The organism is Streptomyces sp. PTY087I2, assembly GCF_001687325.1.
Classification (GTDB): Bacteria; Actinomycetota; Actinomycetes; order Streptomycetales; family Streptomycetaceae; genus Streptomyces.
In genome coordinates this window covers 284,207-305,941 of the sequence record NZ_LZRD01000002.1, presented here as the reverse complement: position 1 = coordinate 305,941, position 21,735 = coordinate 284,207, and the positions used below count along the sequence as shown (strand labels likewise).

Sequence of the window (21,735 nt, the reverse complement as noted above, 5' to 3'; positions counted from 1 at the left end):
TGCCCCCCGGCCCGGTGGGCACGTCCCACCGGGCCGGGAAGCGGAACGGTCAGCTGAAGCGGTCGAGCGTGATCAGCGCCTCCTGCGGGTTGCCGTCGTGCACGAGCGACTCATGGGCGCCGACGTCGTCGAAGGCGAAGCCGTACGCCTTGCCGTCCACCATCTGCGCGTGGATGAAGCGGGAGTAGTGGTTGGTCACGGAGTCCTTGTAGAAGTTCGCCGCATTGTTGTCCGGCTGATTCGCGCTGGTCAGCAGCGTGGAGCGGTTGAAGCCCGCGCACAGGGTGCGGGAGATCGGGCCGCGTACCTGGTCGTTGGGCGCGTCCAGGTGCTTGTAGCAGCCGAAGACGCTGTCCGAATCCGGCTTCTGGAACGAGGTCACGACGGCGCCCGAGCCGTTGGTGAAGTTCATGACGTTGCCGGAGACCCGGCCGTAGTACTTGGTGTTCGGCTCGTGCGCGAACGGCGTCACCGTCAGCACGGAACTGCTGTAGCGGCTCCAGACCCGGTCGATGTAGTCGTTCATGATCCCGGACGGCAGGGCTCCGCTCCCCACGCCGTGCCCCGGGGACAAGGCGCGCAGCACCGTACCGTCGGACCGGGTCTGGATGAGGCCGGACCAGCCGCCGGACTGGTTCCTGAGGTTGGTGAACACCGCGTCGTAGCCGCCCGGCTTGAGCTTGCCCGTGCTCTTGACGGCCCCGCCCGGCGCCTTGACGCCGACGGAGTAGGGGGCGGAGAACATGTCGACCTGGGTGCTGTTGATCCACAGGCCCGCGTCGTTGAGCGTGTACTCGGTCCAGTTGAACAGGATGTTCCGGTTCGGGTCGCTCGGGTTCTGCACGGCGGGCTGAACGAGACCGCCGGTGGTGAGCCTGAAGTCGAGCTTCTGACCGTACGAGAAGTAGACGCGTCCGGAGAACTTCGGCATCCGGATCGTCACCGACTGCCCGTTCCCCGGGCCGGTGATCGACGCGTCCGGGGCCGGGGTCGGCGGGTTGCCTCCGGCCGGCCAGGGGTGGAAGGTGCCGTTCGCGTCCGCCCAGCCCTGACGGCCGGTGGAGAGCTCCGTTCCGAGGTTGTAGACGTAGATCTGGTCGGCGCGTCCCGAGTCGTTCTTGATGGTCAGCGGGATGGTGGCGGGAACCGCCGCCTCGGCCGGCGTCTGGCCGACGCCGGTGGTCGGACCCAGGGCGAGGGCCAGGGCGACGGTCAGCGCGCCGAGACCTCTCCATAAAGCGGACATGCTCGTCCTCCTCATCGGGTGGATGCGTGGGTGGAACGCGGGGGGGGGCACATCACCTGAGCATGAGAGCGCTCTCAGAATCCTGCGGTGGACCACCCCTGTCAACGAGCCTGTCTCGACTTCTTGAACCCGCGGGGGCGCCGTGCCCTGTCGGGCGCCTGCCTGTTGCCCTCCACCCTCCGGGTTCCGGTTCCCCTGGCCCCGGGATTCCGGTTTCGGTTAGCGTCCGGGCAGCGAGGCAGCGACGGGCGAGGGCCGAGTGCAGTCGAGGGAACGGGAGTGACCGTGGTGGCGGATGTGATCGTGGTGGGCGGCGGGGTCGTCGGTCTCACCACCGCCGTGACGCTGGCGGAACGCGGACTGCGGGTGCGGGTCTGGTCGCGCGATCCGGCCGGGGCCACCACGTCGGCGGTGGCGGGGGCCCTGTGGTGGCCGTACCGGATCGAGCCGGCGGAGCGGGTGGGTGACTGGTCGCTGGAGACGCTGGCGGTGTACGAGGAGCTGGCGGGCGACCCGGAGGAGACCGGCGTACGGCGGGTGGCAGGGCTGCACGCCGGGGAGCGGTTCGCGGCGCTGGGCGACTGGGCGGCCGGGCTGAAGGACGCCGTGGAGGTGCCCGAGGGGCTGCGGGTGACGCTGCCGCTGCTGGACATGCCGGTCCATCTGGAGTGGCTGGAGCGGCGGCTCGTGGCGGCGGGCGGTGCGGTGGAGCGACGGGCCGTGACGGGGTTCGGCGAGGCGGCGGCGGTGAGCCCGGTGGTGGTGAACTGCACGGGGCTCGGGGCGCGCGAGCTGGTGCCCGACGCCGGGGTGCGGCCGGTGCGGGGGCAGCTGGTCGCGGTGGAGAACCCGGGGATCGAGGAGTGGTACACGGAGGCGGATCCGGCGTCGGCCGCGACGACGTACTTCTTCCCGCAGCCGGGGCGGCTGGTCCTGGGCGGCACGGCGGAGGCGGACGATCCGCGCACGGAGCCCGACCCGGAGACGGCGCGGGAGATCGTGGCGCGGTGCGCACGGGTCCGCCCGGAGATCGCCGACGCCCGGGTGCTCGGTCACCGGGTGGGGCTGCGCCCGGCGCGGGAGGCGGGGGTACGGATCGAGGCGGAGCCCCTGCCGGGCGGCGGCCTGCTGGTGCACAACTACGGACACGGCGGGGCGGGCGTGACGGTGGCGTGGGGGTGCGCGCGGGCGGCGGCGATGCTGGTGGGGTGAGGGGGCGGGGTGGGCCGGCCGCCGCCGGTGCCGGGCCACGGCTGGAGGCGGGTTCCGCCTACGTGCTGCAAGCCCGCTCGCCAGGGCGCGGCCGGGAGTGGGCCCGCCCGCGCCGGTGCACGGGACACACGGCCGGAACCCAGCGCCCGGCCCTGAGGCGGGCCGGCGCGGCACCAGCCCGCCGGTGTGCGTGGGCGCCCGGCCCGACCGGGCTCGGGGACACACGGCCGGAACCCGCGACCAGCCCCGGGGCCGGCCCGCTCCACCGGCACCGGACACGCGGCCCCGAGCTGGCCGGCCCACCGGCGTACACGCATCGCCGCATGCCCGGCACAGGTCGCCCGCCGAGGCGCAGGCTGCCCGGCCCGCCCGCCGGTGCATGGGGCGCACGGCCCGACCGGCCGCAGGGCACACACGCCGGAGCCCGCGACCCCTGCTCGGTCGCGGGCTCCAGGGCGGCTGTACTGCCACACGGCCATGCCAGGCCATGCCGTACGGTCGCGCGGGCGGCGGTCAGTCGGAGGGGCGCTCCTCCGGCGGGTCCGAAGGGCGCTTCTCCGTGGAGACGGACGTGGCCGTCGAACCCGATCCGCCCGACTCGTGCTTGTGGCGTTCGTCCGTGACCGGCGTGGTCCCGGGGCCGATCCGGATCTCGAAGTCGCCGTCGTACTTGGCGTGGCCCTCGATCACCGCGGACTCGACCGCCTCCACGCCGAACTCCTGGCGGACGATCTGCGGGTCCCTGCGCAGGTCCCGCATCAGGGCCACGCACATGCCGATCATCACGATGGTGAACGGGGCGGCGACCAGAATGGTGAGGTTCTGAAGGCCTTCGAGCGCGTTCTCCTTGCCGTCGCCGATGAGCAGCATGATCGCGGCCACGGCCCCGGTCACCACACCCCAGAAGATGACGACCCACTTGCTCGGTTCGAGGACGCCCTTCTGCGAGAGCGTGCCCATGACGATCGAGGCGGCGTCCGCGCCGGAGACGAAGAAGATGCCGACGAGGATCATCACCAGGAGGCTCGTCACGGTGGCGATCGGGAACTCCTGGAGGACGCCGAACAGCTGCGCCTCCGGGGTGTCGGCACCGGTCAGCTTGCCGGCCTCGTCCAGCTTCATGGCCGAGCCGCCGAAGACGGCGAACCAGATCAGGCTGACCGTGCTGGGGACCAGGATGACGCCGCCGACGAACTGACGGATCGTCCGGCCGCGGCTGATCCTGGCGATGAACATGCCGACGAAGGGCGTCCAGGAGATCCACCAGGCCCAGTAGAAGACCGTCCAGCTGCCGAGCCAGTCGGCCACGTCACCGCCGCCGGTCGCCTCGGTGCGTCCGGCGAGCTGCCCCAGGTCGGTGATGTACGCGCCGAGGGACGTGGGCACCAGGTCGAGCACGAAGATCGTGGGACCGGCGATGAAGACGAACACGACGAGCAGCAGGGCCAGCACCATGTTGATGTTGGACAGCCACTGGATGCCCTTCTCGACACCGGAGACCGCGGAGGCGACGAAGGCGACGGTCAGCACCGCGATGATGGCGACGAGAAGTCCGGTGCCGGCCTTCTCCATCCAGTCCAGCTCCTGGATTCCGCTGCCGATCTGGAGCGCGCCGAGCCCCAGGGAGGCCGCCGAGCCGAACAGGGTGGCGAAGATGGCCAGGATGTCGATGACGCGGCCGGAGCCGCCGTACGCGTGGCGCTTGCCGATCAGCGGCTCGAAGACGGCGCTGATCGTCTGCCGCCTGCGCATCCGGTAGGCGCTGTAGGCGATGGCGAGCCCGACCACCGCGTAGATGGCCCAGGGATGGAGCGTCCAGTGGAAGAGCGTGGTCGCCATCGCGGTCTGCATGGCTTCGGCCGCGTCGGCGGGGTCCGTGCCCGGCGGCGGGTTCCGGAAGTGGGCGAGGGGTTCACTCACGCCCCAGAACATCAAGCCGATGCCCATACCGGCGCTGAACATCATCGCGATCCAGGAGATGGTCCGGAACTCCGGCTCCTCCCCCTCCTGGCCGAGGCAGATCTTGCCGTACCTGCTGATGGCCAGCCACAGGGCGAAGATGACGAAGGCGGACGCGGCCAGTATGAAGGCCCAGCCACCGTTGTGGATCAGTCCGTTGAGCAGCCGGCCGGACACGCTCTCCAGGGAGTCGGTGGCGGTCGCACCCCAGACGACGAAGGCGAGGGTGAAGACCGCCGTGACGCCGAACACCACCCGGTCGGTGGTCGGACTCCTGGTACTGACCGGATCGGGCGGCAGATCCGCCGTGACCGGCAGTCCTTCCCGCCCGTCCGCTGTCTGGTCGTCCTGGGACACAAATGGCACCTTTCACCGAGTCTGAAAAACGCTCTCCGTAGGCAGTACCACACCTGCCCAGGATCTCGAAGGATCAACAAGCAGTTCTGGCTTGACCGTTTGTGAGGTGATATGTCGCCCGTTGATCGAGAAGCAGTGGAATCAGGTTCCGGGCCGACTGCCGCAACGGCACAAATGCGCCACCCCGCTCCGGCCGGGCCCTGACGCCGTGCAGAGCCAGCTCGTCCTTCACCGCCGCGTACTGCGCGGCGTCCAGCCGGTAGCCGCACGGCGGATCGACCAGGACCTGCGGCGGCTCGGCCGGGTCGTTGTCGGCGCCGCCGAGATAGACGGGTCCCCGGTCGGCGAGACCGGCCAGGCGGGAGAGGGCGGTGGCCGTCCGGAGCCGGGCGCGCTGCTCGTCGGTGAAGGCGAAGAGGCCGCCGAGCGCGGTGTTCTGGGAGTCGACCCTGCGCCGGTGGTTGAGCGCCGGATCGGCCTTCTCCGCGTCGCTCAGCGCGTCGACCCGGGACTCGATGAGCAGGCCGACGGCGTGCTTGAGCCCGGAGGTGTTGCGCAGGATGCGTTCCTGGCCGTCCCCGGCAACCTGCTTGACCGGCTCTCCGGTGGCCGGGTCGGTCCAGATGCCGTAGTGCCCGCTGGTGTAGCCGTCGACCGTCGCGGCCGGGCGGACATAGCGCTCGGAGAGGGCGTGCGAGGCGTCGTGGACGCCATCATGGACGTTCAGGTTCCGCGGCCACAGAGTGAACAGGTCCTTGTCGTAGTACGGCGGGGTCGCGCCGTACTCGTGCAAGTCGTAGATCACCTCAGGCCGTTCGTCGCGGACCACGGCGGCGATCGTCCGCGCCTCGGCGGTCTCCAGGGCGATGTGGTCGCGGTTGATGTCGACCCCGTCGGCGTTGCCCCGGGTGTCGGCGGCGCGCCCGTCGGGGTTGGCCGTGGGCAGCACCAGCAGGGTCGTACGGGCCAGGAACGCGCGGGTCGCCCGGTCCTCGGCGAACGCCAGGTCGCGGATCGTGGTCAGACAGGCCTCGCGCCCGGCGGGTTCGTCCCCGTGCTGGCTACAGATCAGCAGGACGGTCGTGGCGCCGGGCCGCTCCTGGCCCACGCGTACGAGCCGCAGGGCGCGGCCCTGGCCGGTCGTACCGACGCGGTCCACCGAGACCCGGTCGCTCCCCCGGTCCACCGCGGCCAGGAAGTCCCGCTCCTCCGCCTCGCCGGTCCAGCGGGCCCCCTCGCTCGTCTCGAATCCGGTGCGCGGCGGGCGGTGCGCGGCCTCGGCGGGTGCGATGGCGAACGGCAGGGCGAGCGCCGCGAGCGTCGCGGCCACGGCCGTCCGGCGCATCGTCCGCACCGCGCGGCGCGGGGCCACGGACTCCGGCCGGACAGGTCCCGCGACCGGCGCGAGCCACGGGTGCGGGCTGAGCATCTGGAGTGCGCGAGCGACACGACGGGTCATCAGCGGCTGCCTCCGGAACGGGTGGGGGCGGGCGCCGTGACGCCCGTCGGCCTGTCGGCGATGTGCGGACGTTACCCCGGTCAACTCCTGTGCAACAGGGGGCGATCAACGCCATCCGCACCTTCCCGGGTACTGCCGTCCGTGACGACGGAATGGCGATCGTGTGACAGAAGCACCCGGAATGCCCCGTCCTGCCCCGGCGGCTGCATAGCCTCGTGACGACCGGTCGGAAGATCATCCGTCCCGACTATTTGGAGCTTGTTGTGCACCGCAGATTCATCGTCCCCAGCGCACTGGCGGCCACCCTTCTGCTGGCGATCCCGGCAACGGCCGCACCGGGCACCGTGGGCGCCCCGGGTATCGGCGACCCCTACTACCCGGCCAGCGGAAACGGTGGCTACGACGTCTCCCACTACGACCTGCGGCTGAAGTACCAGCCCACGACCGACCTGCTGGAGGGCACGGCGACGATCCTCGCCACCACCACGCAGGAGCTGTCCCGCTTCAACCTCGACTTCGGGCTCGACGTCTCCGAGGTGCGGGTGAACGGCAAGAAGGCCCGCTTCGCCACGAGCGGCGACCACGAACTGGAGGTCACCCCGGCGGAGCCCCTGGCGAAGGGCAGGGCGGTCTCCGTCGTCGTCCGGTACGCCGGGATCCCCTCCGAGCTGGAGATCAACGGCTGGACCGCCTGGGCGCGGACCCCGGACGGCGGTGTCGCCGCGCAGGAACCGGAGTCGGCGGTGTGGTGGTACCCGAGCAACGACCATCCGCTGGACAAGGCCACGTACGACATCTCGGTCTCGGTGCCCGACGGCACCCAGGCGATCAGCAACGGGGTGCTCCAGTCGCAGAGCTCGAAGCTCGGCTGGACGCGTTTCAACTGGCGTTCCGACAAGCCTCAGGCGACGTATCTGACGACGCTCGCCATCGGCAAGTTCGACATCACGACCGACAAGACAGCGGACGGTCTGCCGGTGCTGAACGCCTACAGCAAGGACCTGGGCGCCAACGCCGGTGCGGCCCGCGCGAGCGTCGAGCGGACCACCGAGGTCGCCGAGTGGCTGACCGAGGTGTTCGGCCCGTACCCGTACAACGCGCTCGGCGGATATGTGCCCAACGTGACGAGCGGGTTCGCCCTGGAGACCCAGACGCGGCCCTTCTACAGCCCGAAGCAGTTCGCGAACGGCGCGAACGTCTCGGTCGTCGTCCACGAGATCGCGCACCAGTGGTACGGCAACAGCGTGTCGGTCGACGGCTGGAAGGACATCTGGATCAACGAGGGCTTCGCCCGCTACAGCCAGTGGCTCTGGTCGGAGAAGGAGGGCGAGGGCACCGCGCAGGAACTGGCGGACTACACGTACGCCCAGCACCCGGCCGACGACCCGTTCTGGCAGGTGAAGCCGGGTGACCCGGGCCCGGAGAACCAGTTCGACATCGCCGTCTACGACCGGGGCGCGCTGGCGCTCCAGGCGCTGCGCAACGAGGTCGGCGACGACACCTTCTTCGAGCTGCTGAAGGGCTGGCCGGCCGAGCACGCGCACGCCAACGCGAACGTGGGCGACTTCGTCCGGTACGCGGAGCGGGTCTCGGGCAAGCCGCTCGCGGCGCTGTTCGACACCTGGCTGTACCAGCCGTCGCGGCCGGCGGCACCGGCGGCGGCCGATGCGGGTCTCGCCGACGCGGCCCTGTCGGCACGGTCGGCGGCGCGGGTGGAGCGGCCAGCGTCCTGGAAGAAGATCGCGGCGACGAACACCGTGCACGACCACGGGGACCACGGGCACGGTGACCGCGCGGACCGGGGTCACGCGGGTCAAGCGGGGCACTCGGGACACGAGCACCGCTGACGGCCGTACGCCCAGGAATCGGGGCCGTCGGAGCGGCGGGAGTTCAGTCGCTCCGACGGCCCCTCGGCCTCCGCGCACAGCCGTACGCCGGGGGCGCGGGCCCGCTCAGCCGTTGGGCGCAGCCGTGCGGTGGGCAGCTCGGGCCGCACGCGCCCGGGGCAGATAGCGCAGCCGCTCCGGCAGGACGGGAACGACGACCCGCAGGAACGCGCACATCCGGCGCAGCCGCTTCTCCTGCTCCGCGCTCCACGGCAGACCCACGGCCTCGCGGGCGTCGGGCGGCATCAGCCCGATGGTGACGAACCGCCGGAAGCGGGCCAGCGGCGGCAGCACCACCGGCCACAGCGCCCGCAGGACCGTCCGCAGCGCCCACGGGCCACGGTCCGGCGGGGGTACGGGGTGGTCGACGTCGACCAGTTCCCGTACGACGGTGGTCGCCTCGATCTCCTTGGCGAGCATCTTCTTCCAGTACGGCCAGAACTCCTCGATGGTCTGCGGCATGTCCCGGTCGTGGATGCCGAGGATCCGGCCGACCTGGAGCCACTCCGCGTACAGGGCGCGCTCCTGGGCCGGGGTCATGGGCCGGATCAGATAGCGGGCCGCGTGCTGGTAGACGGGGAAGCCGGTGGCGTGCACCCAGGTGTAGTTGGCGGGCGTCAGGGCGTGGTAGCGGCGCCCCCGGGTGTCGGTGCCCTGGATGGTCCGGTGCAGCACGCGCAGCCTGCGGCCCTCCTCGGCCGCCTCCGCGCCGCCGTACACCCAGAGCTGGAGCGAGCGCAGCGAGCGTTCGCCGCGCCCCCAGGGGTCGGTGCGGAAGACGGAGTGCTCGTCGACTCCGGCGCCGACGGCCGGGTGGGCGACCTGGAGGGTGAGGGCGGCGGGCAGCATCAGCAGGGCACGGATGTCACCGGACAGGCTCCAGAGCACACCGCCGGGCGATGGCGGCTCGGGGTCGTTCGCGCCGCGGCCGCGCGCGGGCTGCTCGGAGTCCGAGCCCCGGCCCGAGGACGGCTCCGGGTCCGAGCCCGACGACGGCTCCGAGCCCCACCCCGACGCCGACGTCGGCTCCGAGCCCGGCGCCGCCTCCGGTCCGCGGTCCCGGGGGCCCGTCACGTCCTTGGCGCTGCTCATCCGGTGCTCCCGCGATCCCGGCGGGCCAGCCGTGCGCTGCCCGTCCCCTTGCCTCCATGGTCCCTCGCGGACGGGAGACCCGTGAGGGCGGGGCCCACGTCCCCGACGGCCCGGTCAGTCGTAGTCGTACACCGTGACCGGCACGCCGGCGGATATCAGGCGCCGCTCGATCAGCGGCTCGACCCGGGACCACCTGCCGCCCGCGAGCCCGCAGCCGATCCGGGGCATATGGACGGACGCCCCCAGCTCACCCGCCTTGGCGGCCACCGCGGCGAGCGCCGTGTCGATGGCCTCGTACCGCACGGGCACCCCCTTGCTGCCGGTGCGTATGCCACGCTGGCCGACCGTGTTGGCCACCCAGAGACAGGGCCCCACCTGCACGAACTGCGCCGCGCCCAGGGCGAAGTCGTTCCCCGCGCGCTCCCGGTGCCAGCGGCGGTAGGCGGCTTCGGGCTCGGGCCAGCGGCGGGAGAGGGCGAGCACGAACCCCTTGCCCCAGCCGCCGAGGTCGTTGCAGACGTGGACGATCAGCTTGACGCCCTTGCCCTGCGGGGCGGTGGCGTCCCCCCGTACGTAAGTGATCTCCGACATGACCTCACCGTACGGGCCGCCACTGACAACGGGCCCGGGGTGGACGGCGGCGCGATGGTGCCGGAGACTTTCACAGTAGTGGTGAGACAGCGGGACTGTCCGATACCGGGATTCGACTGCGGGGAGCAGAGATGGCGACGGGGACCGACGAGCCGACGCTCACGGTGGACGAGCTGGCGGCCCGTGCCGGGGTCACCGTGCGTACCGTGCGGTTCTACAGCACCCGGGGCCTGCTGCCGCCCCCGGTCATCGGTCCGCGCCGGGTCGGGCACTACGGTCCCGACCATCTCTCACGGCTCGCGCTGATCGAGGAGCTTCAGCAGCAGGGCATGACGCTCGCCGCGATCGAACGCTATCTGGAGCAGCTGCCGCCCGACCTGAGCGCCCACGATCTGGCCATCCACCGGGCGCTGGTCGCGTCCTGGGCGCCGGACAAGACCGAGGACTTCTCCCGGGCCGAGCTGGAGCGGCGGGCCGGGCGGGCGCTGTCGGAGGCGGATGTGGAGCGGCTGGCGGCGATGGGGGTGCTGGTCCGGCCCGAGGCGGGCGGCATGACGTACCGGGTGGATCTCGGGCTGCTGCGGCTCGGGGTGGAACTGCTGGACGTGCCGATCGCGCACGAGACCATCCTCGCGGCCCGGACCGTTCTGCTGGAGCACACCCGTTCCGCCGCCCAGGAGATGACCCGGCTCTTCCGGGACGAGGTGTGGGATCCGTACCGGGAGCGCGAAGGCGATCCGGAGCATGTGGCGGCGATGAAGTCGCTCTCGGCCCATATGCAACCGATCGTCGTCCAGGCGCTGGTGACGGCGTTTCAGCGATCGCTCAAGGAAGAGCTGCGGGCCGCGTTCACCGCCGAATGACAAGGGCGGTGAACGCGGCCCGGAACAGGCTCAGTCGTGGAAGGTCTCGCCCTTCTCCGCCTTCTCCACCAGCAGCGCGGGCGGCAGGAACCGGTCGCCGTAGCGGTCGGCCAACTCCCGGGCGCGGGCGACGAATCCGGGCAGGCCGCCCTCGTACCCGTTGATGTACTGGAGGACACCGCCGGTCCACGGCGGGAAGCCGATGCCCATGATGGAGCCGATGTTGGCGTCCGCGACGGAGATGAGGACGTTCTCCTCCAGGCAGCGGACGCTGTCCAGCGCCTCGGAGAAGAGCATCCGCTCCTTCATGTCCTCGAAGGGGACGTCCGCGTCGGCCTTGGTGGTGAAGTGCTCGCGCAGGCCCGGCCAGAGACCGGCGCGCTTGCCGTCCTCGTCGTAGTCGTAGAAGCCCGCTCCCCCGCTGCGGCCCGGGCGGCCGAACTCGTCGACCATGCGGTCGATGACCTCGTCCGAGGGGTGGCCGGGCCAGGTGCCGCCGGCCTCCTCCACCGCGCGCTTCGTCTCGTTGCGGATCTTACGGGGCAGGGTCAGGGTCAGCTCGTCCATCAGGGAGAGGACCTTGGCCGGGTAGCCGGACTGGGCGGCGGCCTGCTCGATCGAGGCGGGCTCGACGCCCTCGCCGACCATCGCCACGCCCTCGTTGATGAACTGGCCGATGACGCGCGAGGTGAAGAAGCCGCGCGAGTCGTTGACGACGATCGGCGTCTTCTTGATGCGCCGTACGAGGTCGAAGGCGCGGGCCAGCGCCTCGTCACCGGTCTGCTCGCCCTTGATGATCTCGACCAGCGGCATCTTGTCGACCGGCGAGAAGAAGTGCAGCCCGATGAAGTCGACCGGGCGCGAGACACCTTCGGCGAGGACCGTGATGGGGAGGGTGGAGGTGTTGGAGCAGAGCAGGGCGTCGGGCTCGATGACGTCCTGGATCTCCTGGAACACCTTGTGCTTGAGGGCGGTGTCCTCGAAGACGGCCTCGATCACCGCGTCGCAGCCCGCGAGGTCGGCCACGTCACCGGTCGCGGTGATGCGGGCCAGCAGCTCATCGCGCTTGGCCTCCGTCGTACGGCCCCGGGAGAGCGCCTTGGCGAGCAGCTTCTCGCTGTACGCCTTGCCCTTGGCGGCCGCCTCGGTGGAGACGTCCTTGAGGACGACGTCGATACCGGCCTTGGCGCAGGAGTAGGCGATGCCCGCGCCCATCATCCCGGCGCCGAGCACGGCTACCTTGCGGACCGGGCGCTCCGGGATGTCCTTGGGGCGGTTGGCGCCGGAGTTGACGGCCTGGAGGTCGAAGAAGAACGCCTGGATCATGTTCTTGGAGACCTGGCCGGTGACCAGCTCCGTGAAGTACCGGGCCTCGATGGTCAGCGCGGTCTCGAAGTCGACCTGGGAGCCCTCGACGGCCGCCGCGAGGATGTTGCGCGGCGCGGGCATGGGCGCGCCCGCGAGCTGCTTCTTCAAGTTGGCCGGGAAGGCGGGGAGGTTGGCGGCGAACTTGGGGTGGGACGGGGTGCCGCCGGGGATCTTGTAGCCCTTGACGTCCCAGGGCTGCTGGGACTCGGGGTTGGCGTCGATGAAGGCGCGGGCTTTCTCGATCATCTCCTCGCGGGTGGCGGCGACTTCGTGGACGAGGCCGTTCTCCAGCGCCCGCTGCGGGGTGTACTGGGTGCCCTGGAGGAGCACCTTGAGCAGGGCGTCCGCGATGCCCATGAGGCGTACGGTACGGGTGACGCCGCCGCCCGCCGGGAGCAGGCCGAGGGTGACCTCGGGCAGGCCGATGCGGGAGCCGGGGGCGTCGAGGGCGACGCGGTGGTGGGAGGCGAGCGCGATCTCGTAACCGCCGCCGAGGGCCGCGCCGTTGATGGCGGCGACGACGGGCTTGCCGAGGGTCTCGATGCGGCGCAGCGAGTTCTTGATCTCGGTGCCGGTGTCGAAGGCGGCCTGGGCGTTCTCCGGGCCGACCTTGATCATGTCCTTGAGGTCGCCGCCCGCGAAGAAGGTCTTCTTGGCGGAGGTGTAGATGATGCCGCGGATGGAGTCCTTCTCGGCCTCGGCGCGGTCGGCAATGGCCGCGATGGAGTCCTTGAAGGCCTGGTTCATCGTGTTGGCCGACTGGTCGGGGTCGTCGAGGACGAGGGTGACGACGCCGGTCTCGTCCTGTTCCCAGCGGATGGTGGTGCTCTCGGTCGTCATGTCGGTGTTTTCTCCGTAAGCAGGTGGGGCCGGGCCGGGGCAGGGCGGTCAGATGCGTTCGACGATGGTCGCGACGCCCATGCCGCCGCCGACGCAGAGGGTGACCAGGCCGAACCGCTGGTCGCGGCGCTCCAGTTCGTCGATGACGGTGCCGAGGATCATCGCGCCGGTCGCGCCGAGGGGGTGGCCGAGCGCGATCGCGCCGCCGTTGACGTTGACCTTGTCCAGGCTGAGGCCCATGTCCTTGACGAAGCGCAGGACGACTCCGGCGAAGGCCTCGTTGATCTCGACGAGGTCGATGTCGTCGATGGTGAGCCCGGCCTTGGCGAGCGCCTTGCGGGTGGCGGGGGCGGGGCCGGTGAGCATGATGGTGGGCTCGGAGCCGGAGACGGCGGCGGAGACGATGCGGGCGCGCGGGGTGAGGCCGTAGCGCTCGCCGACCTCCTTGGAGCCGATGGCGACGAGGGCCGCGCCGTCGACGATGCCGGAGGAGTTGCCCGCGTGGTGGACGTGGTCGATCTTCTCGACCCAGTGGTACTTCTGGAGCGCCACCGCGTCGAAGCCGCCCATCTCGCCGATGGCGGCGAAGGAGGGCTTGAGGGCGGCGAGGGAGTCGGCGGTGGTGCCGGGGCGCATGTGCTCGTCGTGGTCCAGGACGAGGAGGCCGTTGCGGTCCTTGACGGGGACGACGGAGCGGGCGAAGCGGCCGTCCTTCCAGGCCGCGGCGGCGCGTTCCTGGGAGAGGGCGGCGTACTCGTCGACGTCACGGCGGCTGAAGCCCTCGACGGTGGCGATGAGGTCGGCGCCGATGCCCTGCGGGGCGAAGCCGGTCTCGAAGCTGGTCATCGGGTCCATCGCCCAGGCCCCGCCGTCGGAGCCCATCGGCACCCGGGACATCGACTCGACGCCCCCGGCGAGCACCAGGTCCTCCCAGCCCGAACGGACCTTGGCGGCGGCCAGGTTGACCGCTTCCAGGCCCGAGGCACAGAAGCGGTTCTCCTGGACGCCCGCGACGGAGTCGGGCAGGCCGGCCGCGATGGCGGCGATCCGGGCGATGTCGGAGCCCTGGTCGCCGAGCGGGCTGACCACGCCGAGGACGATGTCGTCGATGGCGGCCGGGTCCAGGTCCGGGAAGCGGCCCTGGATCTCGTGGATGAGGCCGACGACCAGGTCGATCGGCTTGGTGCCGTGCAGGGCGCCGTTGGCCTTGCCGCGGCCGCGCGGGGTGCGGATCGCGTCGTAGACGAATGCTTCGGTACTCAAGACAGCTGCCTTTCGAGGGTGGTGGAGAGGGCGGGCGGGGAGGTCGTCAGGCGAGCAGCGAGCGGCCGATGATCTCCTTCATGATCTCGGTCGTGCCGCCGTAGATGGTCTGGATACGGCCGTCGGTGAAGGCCTTGGCGACCTTGTACTCGCTCATGTAGCCGTAGCCGCCGTGGAGTTGGAGGCAGCGGTCGGCGACGCGCTTCTGGAGCTCGGTGGCCCACCACTTGGCCATCGAGGCGTGGACGGCGTCCAGCATCCCGTCGGAGTGGTCGACGATGCACCGGTCGAGGAAGGTCCGGGTGACGGCGCACTCGGTGGCCATCTCCGCGATCTCGAACCGGACGTGCTGGAGCTTGGCCAGCGGACGTCCGAAGGCCTCGCGCTCCTTGACGTACTGGGTGGTGATCTCCAGCAGGTGTTCGGCGGCGGCGATCCCGGCGACCGCTATGCCCATGCGCTCCTGGGCGAGGTTGGTCATCAGGTGGATGAACGCGCCGTCGAGCTCGCCGAGGAGGTTCTCCTTGGGGACGCGGACGTCGTTGAAGAACAACTCGGCGGTGTCCTGGGACTTCTGGCCGATCTTGTCGAGGTTGCGGCCGCGCTCGAAGCCCTCCGCGCCGCGCTCGACGACGATGAGGGAGAGCCCCTTGGCCCCGCCCTCGGGGGTGGTCTTGGCGACGACGATGACGAGGTCGGCGAGGATGCCGTTGGAGATGAAGGTCTTGGAGCCGTTGAGCAGCCAGTGGTCGCCCTTGTCCTCGGCGGTGGTGCGGATGCCCTGGAGGTCGGAGCCCGCGCCCGGCTCGGTCATGGCGATGGCGGTGATGGTCTCGCCGGAGCAGAAGCCGGGGAGCCAGCGGCGCTTCTGCTCGTCGGTGGCCAGGCCCGTGAGGTAGGGGCCGATGATGTCGTTGTGCAGGCCGATCGCGAGCCCGGCGGCCCCGGCCCGGGTGAACTCCTCGGCGAGGACCGCGCTGTAGCGGAAGTCGTCGCTGCCGCCGCCCCCGTACTCCTCCGGGACGGCCAGGCCCAGCAGCCCCGCCCGCCCGGCGGCGAGCCAGGCCTCGCGGGAGACGATGCCGTCCCGCTCCCACTGCTCGTAGTACGGGAGGACCTCCTTGGCCAGGAAGGCCCGGACGGTCTCGCGGAACGCGTCGTGCTCCTCGGTGAAGATCTGCCGTTGCACGGGGTCTCCTAGTCTCGGGGGATGGGCCGGAGCCCCGGTACGTCCCAGTCGGCCGCCACGGCCTCCGTGTCCGCGCCGGGCGTCGCGGGCCCGGTGCGTACGGAGACGGGGGTGGCCGAGAAGCGCGGGGCGGGGGCGGGCTGGGTCCGGCCGCCGTGCTCGACGAAGGTGGAGCGGGCGGCGAGGTGCGGGTGGTGCGGGGCCTCGGTGAGCGAGAGGACGGGGGCCACGCAGGCGTCGGTGCCGGCGAAGACCTCGGTCCACTCGGCGCGCGTACGGGTCAGGAAGCGTTCGGTGACGGCGGCGCGCAGCTCGTCCCAGCGGGCGAGGTCCCACCGGTCGGGGAAGGCGTCCGCGATGCCGAGGAGCCGGACGAACTCGGCGTAGAACTGGCCTTCCAGCGGGCCGACGGCCATGTGGCCGCCGTCGGAGGTGGCGTAGGTGCCGTAGAACGGGCAGCCGCCGTCGAGGAGGTTCGCGCCGCGCCGGTCCTGCCAGCTTCCGGCGGCGAGCATGCCGTGGATCATCGTGGCGAGATGGGCGGCGCCGTCCACGATGGCGGCGTCGACGACCTGCCCCTCGCCGTGGGCGCGGGCGTGCTGGAGGGCGGCGAGGACGCCGACGACGAGGTAGAGCGAGCCGCCCGCGTAGTCGCCGACCAGGTTGGCGGGGACGGTGGGCGGTTCGTCCGGGCTGCCGATCATGGACAGGGTGCCGGTGAGCGCGATGTAGGCGATGTCGTGGCCCGCGCGGTCGGCGAGCGGCCCGTCCTGGCCCCAGCCGGTCATCCGGCCGTAGACGAGCTTCGGGTTGCGGGCGAGGCAGGCGTCGGGGCCGACGCCGAGGCGTTCGGCGACGCCGGGGCGGTAGCCCTCGACGAGGATGTCGGCGCGTTCGACGAGGTCCAGGACGCGGGCCGGCCCCTCGGCGCTCTTGAGGTCCAGGAGGACGGAGCGTTTGTTGCGGTTGGTGAGATCGTGCGCGGGATCGATGCCGAGGCCCGCGCCGCCGGGCCGGTCGACGCGGACGACGTCGGCCCCGAGATCCGCCAGCAGCATCGCGGCGAACGGTCCGGGGCCGATGCCCGCCAGCTCGACGACCCGGACACCGGTCAGCGGACCGTGCCCGGGTGTTGGGCCTTTCGCCATCTGTGAGCCCCCAGGGGTGTGACACAACCGATGTAACACCTGTGATGCTAAGAACGTCCCGGGCTCCGCACAACCCCTCGGGCCGAGCAAGCGCTTAGCTCTTTCCTCCGATCCTCTCGCATCGGGCCCGCCCGGCCGTACGCCGCCACGGCGCTCTCCGCTACCCTCTGCCTGCCACGTCGGCACCCGTCCCCCAGCCGGAGGTACTCGTGAACAGGCAGAACGACGCGACACGCCCCTTGGACGTGGTCCTCTTCGGTGCCACCGGCTTCGTGGGGGCGCTCACGGCGGAGTATCTGGCGGCCCACGCCCCCGCCGGTCTGCGCTGGGCGTTGGCCGGGCGCAGCCGGACCAAGCTGGAGAGGCTGCGCGAGCGGCTGACGGAGATCGCCCCGGCCTGCGCGGAGCTGCCGCTGCTGGAGACCGACGCGGACGACGCGGAGGCGCTGGCCGAACTGGCCGCCTCCACCCGGGTGGTGGCCACGACCGTGGGGCCGTACCTGCGTTACGGCGAGAAGCTCGTCGCCGCCTGCGCGGAGGCCGGGACGGATTACGTGGACCTCACGGGCGAGCCGGAGTTCATCGACCGGATGTATCTGGAGCACGACGCCCGGGCCCGGGAGACGGGGGCGCGGATCGTGCACGCCTGCGGTTTCGACTCCGTACCGCACGATCTGGGGGCGTACTTCACCGTCAAGCAGCTGCCGGAGGACGTGCCCCTGGCCGTCGACGGCTTCGTCCGCACCAACGCGGTGTTCTCCGGCGGTACGTTCGCCTCGGCGCTGACCGCGATGGGCCGGGGTCCGCAGATGCTGGCCGCCGCCCGGGAGCGCCGGCTGCACGAGCCGCGCCTGGTCGGCCGACGGGTCCGCACGCCCGCGGGCACCCCGCACTTCAGCGGGGAGACCGGCACCTGGGCGCTGCCGCTGCCGACGGTCGACCCGACGATCGTGGGCCGCTCGGCGCGGGCCCTGGAGCGGTACGGCCCCGACTTCCGCTACCGCCACTTCGCCTCGGTCAAGACGCTGCCCATGGCCCTCGGTGCCCCGGTGGCGATCGGCGGGCTGGTCGCGGCCGCACAGGTGGAAGGCGTACGGGAGTGGCTGATGAGCCGTTACGAGCCGGGGCAGGGGCCGGACGAGGCGCGCCGCGGGCGGAGCTGGTTCACCGTCCGGTTCGTCGGCGAGGGCGGCGGGCGACGCGTCTTCACCGAGGTGTCCGGCGGCGACCCCGGTTACGGCGAGACGGCGAAGATCCTCGCCGAGTCGGCGGTGTGCCTGGCCCTGGACGAGCTGCCGGAGACCTCCGGGCAGGTCACCACGGCGGTGGCGATGGGCGACGCGCTGCTGGACCGGCTGACGGCGGCGGGGCTGCGGTTCCGGGTCGCGGCGGTGCGGTAGCCGACGCCTCGGGCGGGCCGGGCGGCCGGGGCCTAGAAGATCCAGCCGGCCAGCGTGTAGAGCATCGCGCCCAGCCAGACGAGACCGAGGGCGCTGCCGAGGAGCATGCCGAGGGCCATGCGGCGCTGGGCGGGGCCGAAGGGCGCGGGGCGGACGGCCGTGCGAGAGGCGTTCATGTGTTCAGACTGCCCAGCCGCACGGATCCATGCCATCCGTACGGGTACTCAGTTGCAGGACTGTTCCACGCTGTTCCACTTCCGGGACGATCAAGACCGTGGCGGCAGCTGCCGGCGTACCCACGCGGGGTCCGGGTTGATGTGCGGCCGGTCCGCGACGACGACGGTCGGCACGGTCTCGTCCCCGCCGGTGGCGGCCCGTACCGCGGCCGCGCCCTCCGGATCGCGCCAGATGTTCACCCAGTGCAGCCGGGCGGCGTCACGCCCCAGCCGGAGACGCAGCCGCAGGCAGTAGGCGCAGCCCGGCCGCCAGTAGACGACCGGGCTGCCGTCGGCGGCGCTGCGGCGCCGGGCCTCGGCGGCGGGGACCGGCCCCGGGAAGATCAGGGGCGAGTGCAGGACGGCGAACAGCGTGAACAGCGCCAGGAGTACGGCCGCCATGGCCAGGTCGCCGCCGAGGGCGAGCCCCGTCGCGGCGACCGCTCCGCCGAGCAGGAACAGGGCCGGCACCCTCCACACGCGTCTCATGACGACGCACGCTACCGCCGGTCCGTCGTGCTTCTTCCGGCGGTGTGCGTCAGGCGGTCGCTTCCCGCAGGGTCTGCCGGCACAGGGCGTCCGCCCGGCGGGTGCTCTCGGGCTGGCGGTAGCGGCCGGCGAGGCGGAGCGTGTGGGCGCAGGCGTTGTCGAGGCTGATGCGGTGGCCCACCGAGACGAACACCGGGCTGGTGTTCTCCCGGGTGCGCAGCGCGCGGCCGACCACCTCTTCGCCGTCCAGCAGCGGGGAGAAGTCGCCGCGCCGGGGGCCGGGGGCCTCGTAGGTGAACGTGAACGGGTTCTTGCCGACGCCGATCACCGGCAGTCCGGTGAGCACGCCCAGGTGGCTGGCGAGCCCGAAGCGGCGCGGGTGCGCAAGCCCGTAGCCGTCGCAGACGACGAGGCCGGGGTCGACGCTCAGCTCCTCCAGGGCTTCCAGCACCGTCGGGATCTCCCGGAAGGCCAGCAGCCCGGGGACGTACGGGAAGGCGATCGTGCCGACGGCGGTGGCCTCCTCGACGGTCTCCAGCGTCGCGGCGTCCAGCACCACGGCCGCCGCGACGACGACGTCCTTCTCGTCGTCGTAGGCCACGTCCACCCCGGTGACCAGGCCGGTCCCGGGCTCCGGTCCCGCCTCGTCCAGGATCACCCGGTCACGCAGCCGGTCCTGGATCGCCCGGCCCTCGGCTTCGTCGGCGGGGGTCTCGTGGGCGGGGGCGGGGGAGCTCGTCATACCGGGAAGCTTATGCGGTGACGAGGCCCGTACCGTTCCCGGCGGACTTCGAGACCCGCAGGTCGGGCCGTCGGCGCGGGGGCCGGTCCGGAAGCGCGGCGGCCCGGATCCCGTAGCCTGACGATCATGTTCGTACTCGAATTGACCTACACGGCCCCGGTCGAGCGCGTCGACGCGCTGATGACGGAGCACATCGCCTGGCTCGACGAGCAGTACGCAGCCGGTGTCTTCGTCGCCTCGGGCCGCAAGAACCCCCGGGACGGCGGCGTGATCCTGGCCGTCGGGGACGACCGGGCGGCGATCGAGAAGACCGCGGCGGCCGACCCGTTCGCCGCGCACGGCGTGTGCGCGTACCGGATCACCGAGTTCATCGCCACCAAGACGGCGCCCGCGCTCGCGCCGTACCAGCAGCGACTGCCGTAGCGGGCGGCAGCCGCACGGCGGCTTCCTCGACGAGTTCGCCGCGCGGCTGCGCGAGGTGCTCGACGCCTCCTGAGGCCCCGGCGTCAGAAGCCCAGCCGCGCCACCCGTCCCTTCTCGCCCGCCGCCCAGCAGCCGAGGTCGGGGGTGCAGTCGACGGTGTCGTACGAGCCGGGGTCGACCGTGCGCCAGGTGCGGCCGGCGTCCAGGGTGAGGTCGGTGCCCGTCGGGCCGACGGCCAGGGCGGCGGTGCGGCTGTACGGGAGCCAGGCGACGCCGGAGCGGTAGGCGGGCGGCGGGGTGGCGGACTGCCGCCAGGTGCGGCCGCCGTTCCCGGTGACGGCGGCCGCCTTCGGGGATGCCTGGTCGGGGCGGTAGTCGCCGCCGACGGCGATGCCGTGGGCCCGGTCGCGGAAGGCGACGGCGAAGACACCTCGGGCCGGGTCGGCCGCCGGAAGGGTCGACGCGCTCGCCGTCCAGGTCAGGCCCCGGTCCTTGGAGTGCAGGACGCGGGCGGTCTCCGCTCCACCCGTGGGCAGCCACACGTCCTTGGCGCCGGAGCTGACCAGGCACTGGCCGCTCGCCGCGAACCCCGCCTCGCCGGGCAGCGCGGCGGGCATCCCTGCGTCGGGCAGGACCCGCCAGGAACGGCCGCCGTCCGCCGTGGACAGGAGCCGGAACTTCCCGTCCACCGGGTCGCCCGCCGCGAGACCGTGCCGGCTGTCGAAGAACGTCAGGCAGTTGAAGAAGGCGCGGGGGTCGGTGTTCCGGAAGGACTCGGTCCAGGTCGCTCCGCCGTCCTCGGTGCGCAGGACCCGCGATGCCTCGCCCTCGCCGATGGCCAGGGCGACGGCCCGGCGGCCGTCGAACGCCTCGATGTCCCGCAGTTCGAGGTCGGCGGCTCCTGGCGGTGACACGTCACGCCAGGTGCGGCCGCCGTCGGCGGTGCGCAGGACCGTGCCCTTCGACCCGGCGACCCAGGCGGTGGTGCGGCTGACCGCGGCGAGCCCCCGGAAGCGGGAGTCGGTGCCGGTGTCGGTGAGCTTCCAGCCGGGCAGGAGCCCGCGGGCGGCGGTCTCCTGAGAGGCCGTCTTCTTCTCCGCACCCTCTGCCGCTTGTGCGCCCGGTGCGACCAGTGCGGCCGCCAGGGCCGCCCCTCCGGTCACCAGTGCCATCAGCCGTCTCGTCTTCCCCATGGCCTTCATGGCGCTGGAAGCTAGCCGACGCGTCGGGGCCCGTCCAGGGTGCGTCGCCGTCGAACGGGCAGGAGAGCGGGGGTGCGCGGGGGTACGGGCAGGAGCCGGACGGAACCGGTGACGCAGCTCACGCCGCGCGCCGGTGCACGAAACGAGGAGTTCCGTCGTCTACTCCAGTGCCGGGAACCGTTCACCCAGCCGCGAGAGGGAGCAGGTCTTGTCCAGCGTTATCGAGCAGTCCGTGCAGGCTCGCATGGTCGCGTCCGCACCGCGGATGGAGACCTTGCCCGCCCTGCTCAGTTACGACCGCCAGTACCCCTTCGCCGTACGCATGGCGTTCCCGGCCCCGGCGACCCTGGAAGGCACCGAGGTGTCCTGGGAGTTCTCCCGCGAACTGCTGACCACCGGGGTGGACTCCCCCGCCGGGCAGGGCGATGTACGCGTCCGGCCGTTCGGGTACGAGCGGACGGTGCTGGAGTTCCACGCCCCCGAGGGCATCGCGATGGTCCATGTGCGTACCGAGGAGCTGCGCCTCTTCCTCCAGCGGGCGCAGGAGCTGGTTCCGGTCGGCGACGAGCACCGGTATCTGGACCTGGACCGGGGGCTGACCGATCTCCTCGGCGGTCCGCGCTGACGCCCCGGCCGTAAATCCGGTTGCCGGGCCCGCGCCCCGGCCCTACCGTCGGAGACGTCCCTGTTGTCGTCGATCGGAGTAGGACGTTGCTGATCTGAGGTCCTGTGCACACCGTGCAGCGCCCGCCGCGCCCTGTCGCGGCCCGGAGCGCCCGTGTGCGATCTCA

19 protein-coding genes are annotated in these 21,735 nt (G+C 72.0%); 6 read left to right on the top strand and 13 right to left on the bottom strand.

Features of this window, described 5'->3' with window-relative positions:
* Positions 1–49: 49 nt before the first annotated feature.
* Positions 50–1,246 carry a glycoside hydrolase family 64 protein gene (locus tag A3Q37_RS03165; RefSeq protein ID WP_065477194.1) on the bottom strand — a complete coding sequence of 399 codons (1,197 nt, stop codon included), beginning with the start codon at positions 1,244–1,246 and terminating at the stop codon, positions 50–52.
* 279 nt (positions 1,247–1,525) lie between these two features.
* Between A3Q37_RS03165 and A3Q37_RS03160 the strand changes: the two genes are divergently transcribed.
* Positions 1,526–2,458, top strand: a complete 933-nt coding sequence (locus A3Q37_RS03160) for an FAD-dependent oxidoreductase (protein WP_079137632.1) — start codon at positions 1,526–1,528, stop codon at positions 2,456–2,458.
* A gap of 513 nt (positions 2,459–2,971) precedes the next feature.
* Here the strand turns inward: A3Q37_RS03160 and A3Q37_RS03155 are convergent.
* Both A3Q37_RS03155 and A3Q37_RS03150 read right to left on the bottom strand, forming a co-directional pair.
* A complete protein-coding gene (locus A3Q37_RS03155) occupies positions 2,972–4,774 on the bottom strand; it encodes a BCCT family transporter (RefSeq protein WP_065477192.1) in 1,803 nt (600 codons plus the stop codon).
* Between the two features lie 73 nt (positions 4,775–4,847).
* Positions 4,848–6,233, bottom strand: a complete 1,386-nt coding sequence (locus tag A3Q37_RS03150; protein ID WP_065477190.1) for a M14 family metallocarboxypeptidase — start codon at positions 6,231–6,233, stop codon at positions 4,848–4,850.
* A 263-nt stretch (positions 6,234–6,496) separates the two neighbouring features.
* On the opposite strand from A3Q37_RS03150, the gene A3Q37_RS03145 reads away from it, so the two are divergent.
* Positions 6,497–8,080 carry a M1 family metallopeptidase gene (locus A3Q37_RS03145; RefSeq protein ID WP_065477188.1) on the top strand — a complete coding sequence of 528 codons (1,584 nt, stop codon included), beginning with the start codon at positions 6,497–6,499 and terminating at the stop codon, positions 8,078–8,080.
* Between the two features lie 105 nt (positions 8,081–8,185).
* Here A3Q37_RS03145 and A3Q37_RS03140 read toward each other — a convergent pair whose 3' ends face one another.
* Both A3Q37_RS03140 and A3Q37_RS03135 read right to left on the bottom strand, forming a co-directional pair.
* Entirely contained in the window at positions 8,186–9,211 is a 1,026-nt protein-coding gene (locus tag A3Q37_RS03140; protein WP_079137630.1) for an oxygenase MpaB family protein, read from the bottom strand.
* A gap of 114 nt (positions 9,212–9,325) precedes the next feature.
* On the bottom strand, positions 9,326–9,802 hold the full coding sequence (locus A3Q37_RS03135) for a macro domain-containing protein (RefSeq protein ID WP_065477185.1): 477 nt from the start codon (positions 9,800–9,802) through the stop codon (positions 9,326–9,328).
* A 131-nt stretch (positions 9,803–9,933) separates the two neighbouring features.
* Between A3Q37_RS03135 and A3Q37_RS03130 the strand changes: the two genes are divergently transcribed.
* Positions 9,934–10,665 (top strand): MerR family transcriptional regulator, encoded by a 732-nt coding sequence (locus A3Q37_RS03130; protein ID WP_065477183.1) that lies wholly within the window; start codon positions 9,934–9,936, stop codon positions 10,663–10,665.
* A 30-nt stretch (positions 10,666–10,695) separates the two neighbouring features.
* Here the strand turns inward: A3Q37_RS03130 and A3Q37_RS03125 are convergent, their stop codons facing one another.
* Genes A3Q37_RS03125 through A3Q37_RS03110 form a run of 4 tightly spaced genes read right to left on the bottom strand, consistent with a single transcriptional unit; the run spans position 10,696 to position 16,473 of the window.
* On the bottom strand, positions 10,696–12,873 hold the full coding sequence (locus tag A3Q37_RS03125) for a 3-hydroxyacyl-CoA dehydrogenase NAD-binding domain-containing protein (protein ID WP_065477181.1): 2,178 nt from the start codon (positions 12,871–12,873) through the stop codon (positions 10,696–10,698).
* Positions 12,874–12,921: 48 nt separating this feature from the next.
* On the bottom strand, positions 12,922–14,136 hold the full coding sequence (locus tag A3Q37_RS03120; protein WP_065477179.1) for an acetyl-CoA C-acetyltransferase: 1,215 nt from the start codon (positions 14,134–14,136) through the stop codon (positions 12,922–12,924).
* A 46-nt stretch (positions 14,137–14,182) separates the two neighbouring features.
* Complete coding sequence (locus A3Q37_RS03115; RefSeq protein ID WP_065477177.1) at positions 14,183–15,325, bottom strand: acyl-CoA dehydrogenase family protein; 1,143 nt, start codon at positions 15,323–15,325, stop codon at positions 14,183–14,185.
* 8 nt (positions 15,326–15,333) lie between these two features.
* Entirely contained in the window at positions 15,334–16,473 is a 1,140-nt protein-coding gene (locus tag A3Q37_RS03110) for a CaiB/BaiF CoA-transferase family protein (RefSeq protein ID WP_065477175.1), read from the bottom strand.
* Between the two features lie 209 nt (positions 16,474–16,682).
* On the opposite strand from A3Q37_RS03110, the gene A3Q37_RS03105 reads away from it, so the two are divergent.
* Positions 16,683–17,873, top strand: coding sequence for a trans-acting enoyl reductase family protein (locus tag A3Q37_RS03105; RefSeq protein WP_065477173.1), 1,191 nt, complete (start codon positions 16,683–16,685; stop codon positions 17,871–17,873).
* Between the two features lie 32 nt (positions 17,874–17,905).
* On the opposite strand, the gene mmpA is transcribed toward A3Q37_RS03105, so the two are convergent.
* The 3 genes from mmpA to A3Q37_RS03095 form a co-directional block, all read right to left on the bottom strand.
* Positions 17,906–18,049 carry a morphogenic membrane protein MmpA gene (gene mmpA, locus A3Q37_RS37090; RefSeq protein WP_176711331.1) on the bottom strand — a complete coding sequence of 48 codons (144 nt, stop codon included), beginning with the start codon at positions 18,047–18,049 and terminating at the stop codon, positions 17,906–17,908.
* A gap of 90 nt (positions 18,050–18,139) precedes the next feature.
* Entirely contained in the window at positions 18,140–18,577 is a 438-nt protein-coding gene (locus A3Q37_RS03100) for a glutaredoxin domain-containing protein (RefSeq protein WP_065477171.1), read from the bottom strand.
* A 49-nt stretch (positions 18,578–18,626) separates the two neighbouring features.
* Positions 18,627–19,319 (bottom strand): endonuclease V, encoded by a 693-nt coding sequence (locus A3Q37_RS03095; protein WP_065477169.1) that lies wholly within the window; start codon positions 19,317–19,319, stop codon positions 18,627–18,629.
* 126 nt (positions 19,320–19,445) lie between these two features.
* Here A3Q37_RS03095 and A3Q37_RS03090 point away from each other — a divergent pair, with 126 nt between their 5' ends.
* The gene (locus A3Q37_RS03090) at positions 19,446–19,742 is read left to right on the top strand and encodes a YciI family protein (protein ID WP_065477167.1); all 297 of its coding nucleotides are present in this window, start codon (positions 19,446–19,448) and stop codon (positions 19,740–19,742) included.
* 83 nt (positions 19,743–19,825) lie between these two features.
* On the opposite strand, the gene A3Q37_RS03085 is transcribed toward A3Q37_RS03090, so the two are convergent.
* The gene (locus A3Q37_RS03085; protein WP_065477164.1) at positions 19,826–20,944 is read right to left on the bottom strand and encodes an oxidoreductase; all 1,119 of its coding nucleotides are present in this window, start codon (positions 20,942–20,944) and stop codon (positions 19,826–19,828) included.
* Between the two features lie 208 nt (positions 20,945–21,152).
* On the opposite strand from A3Q37_RS03085, the gene A3Q37_RS03080 reads away from it, so the two are divergent.
* Positions 21,153–21,569 carry an SsgA family sporulation/cell division regulator gene (locus A3Q37_RS03080; RefSeq protein WP_079137629.1) on the top strand — a complete coding sequence of 139 codons (417 nt, stop codon included), beginning with the start codon at positions 21,153–21,155 and terminating at the stop codon, positions 21,567–21,569.
* The last annotated feature ends 166 nt before the right edge of the window (positions 21,570–21,735 follow it).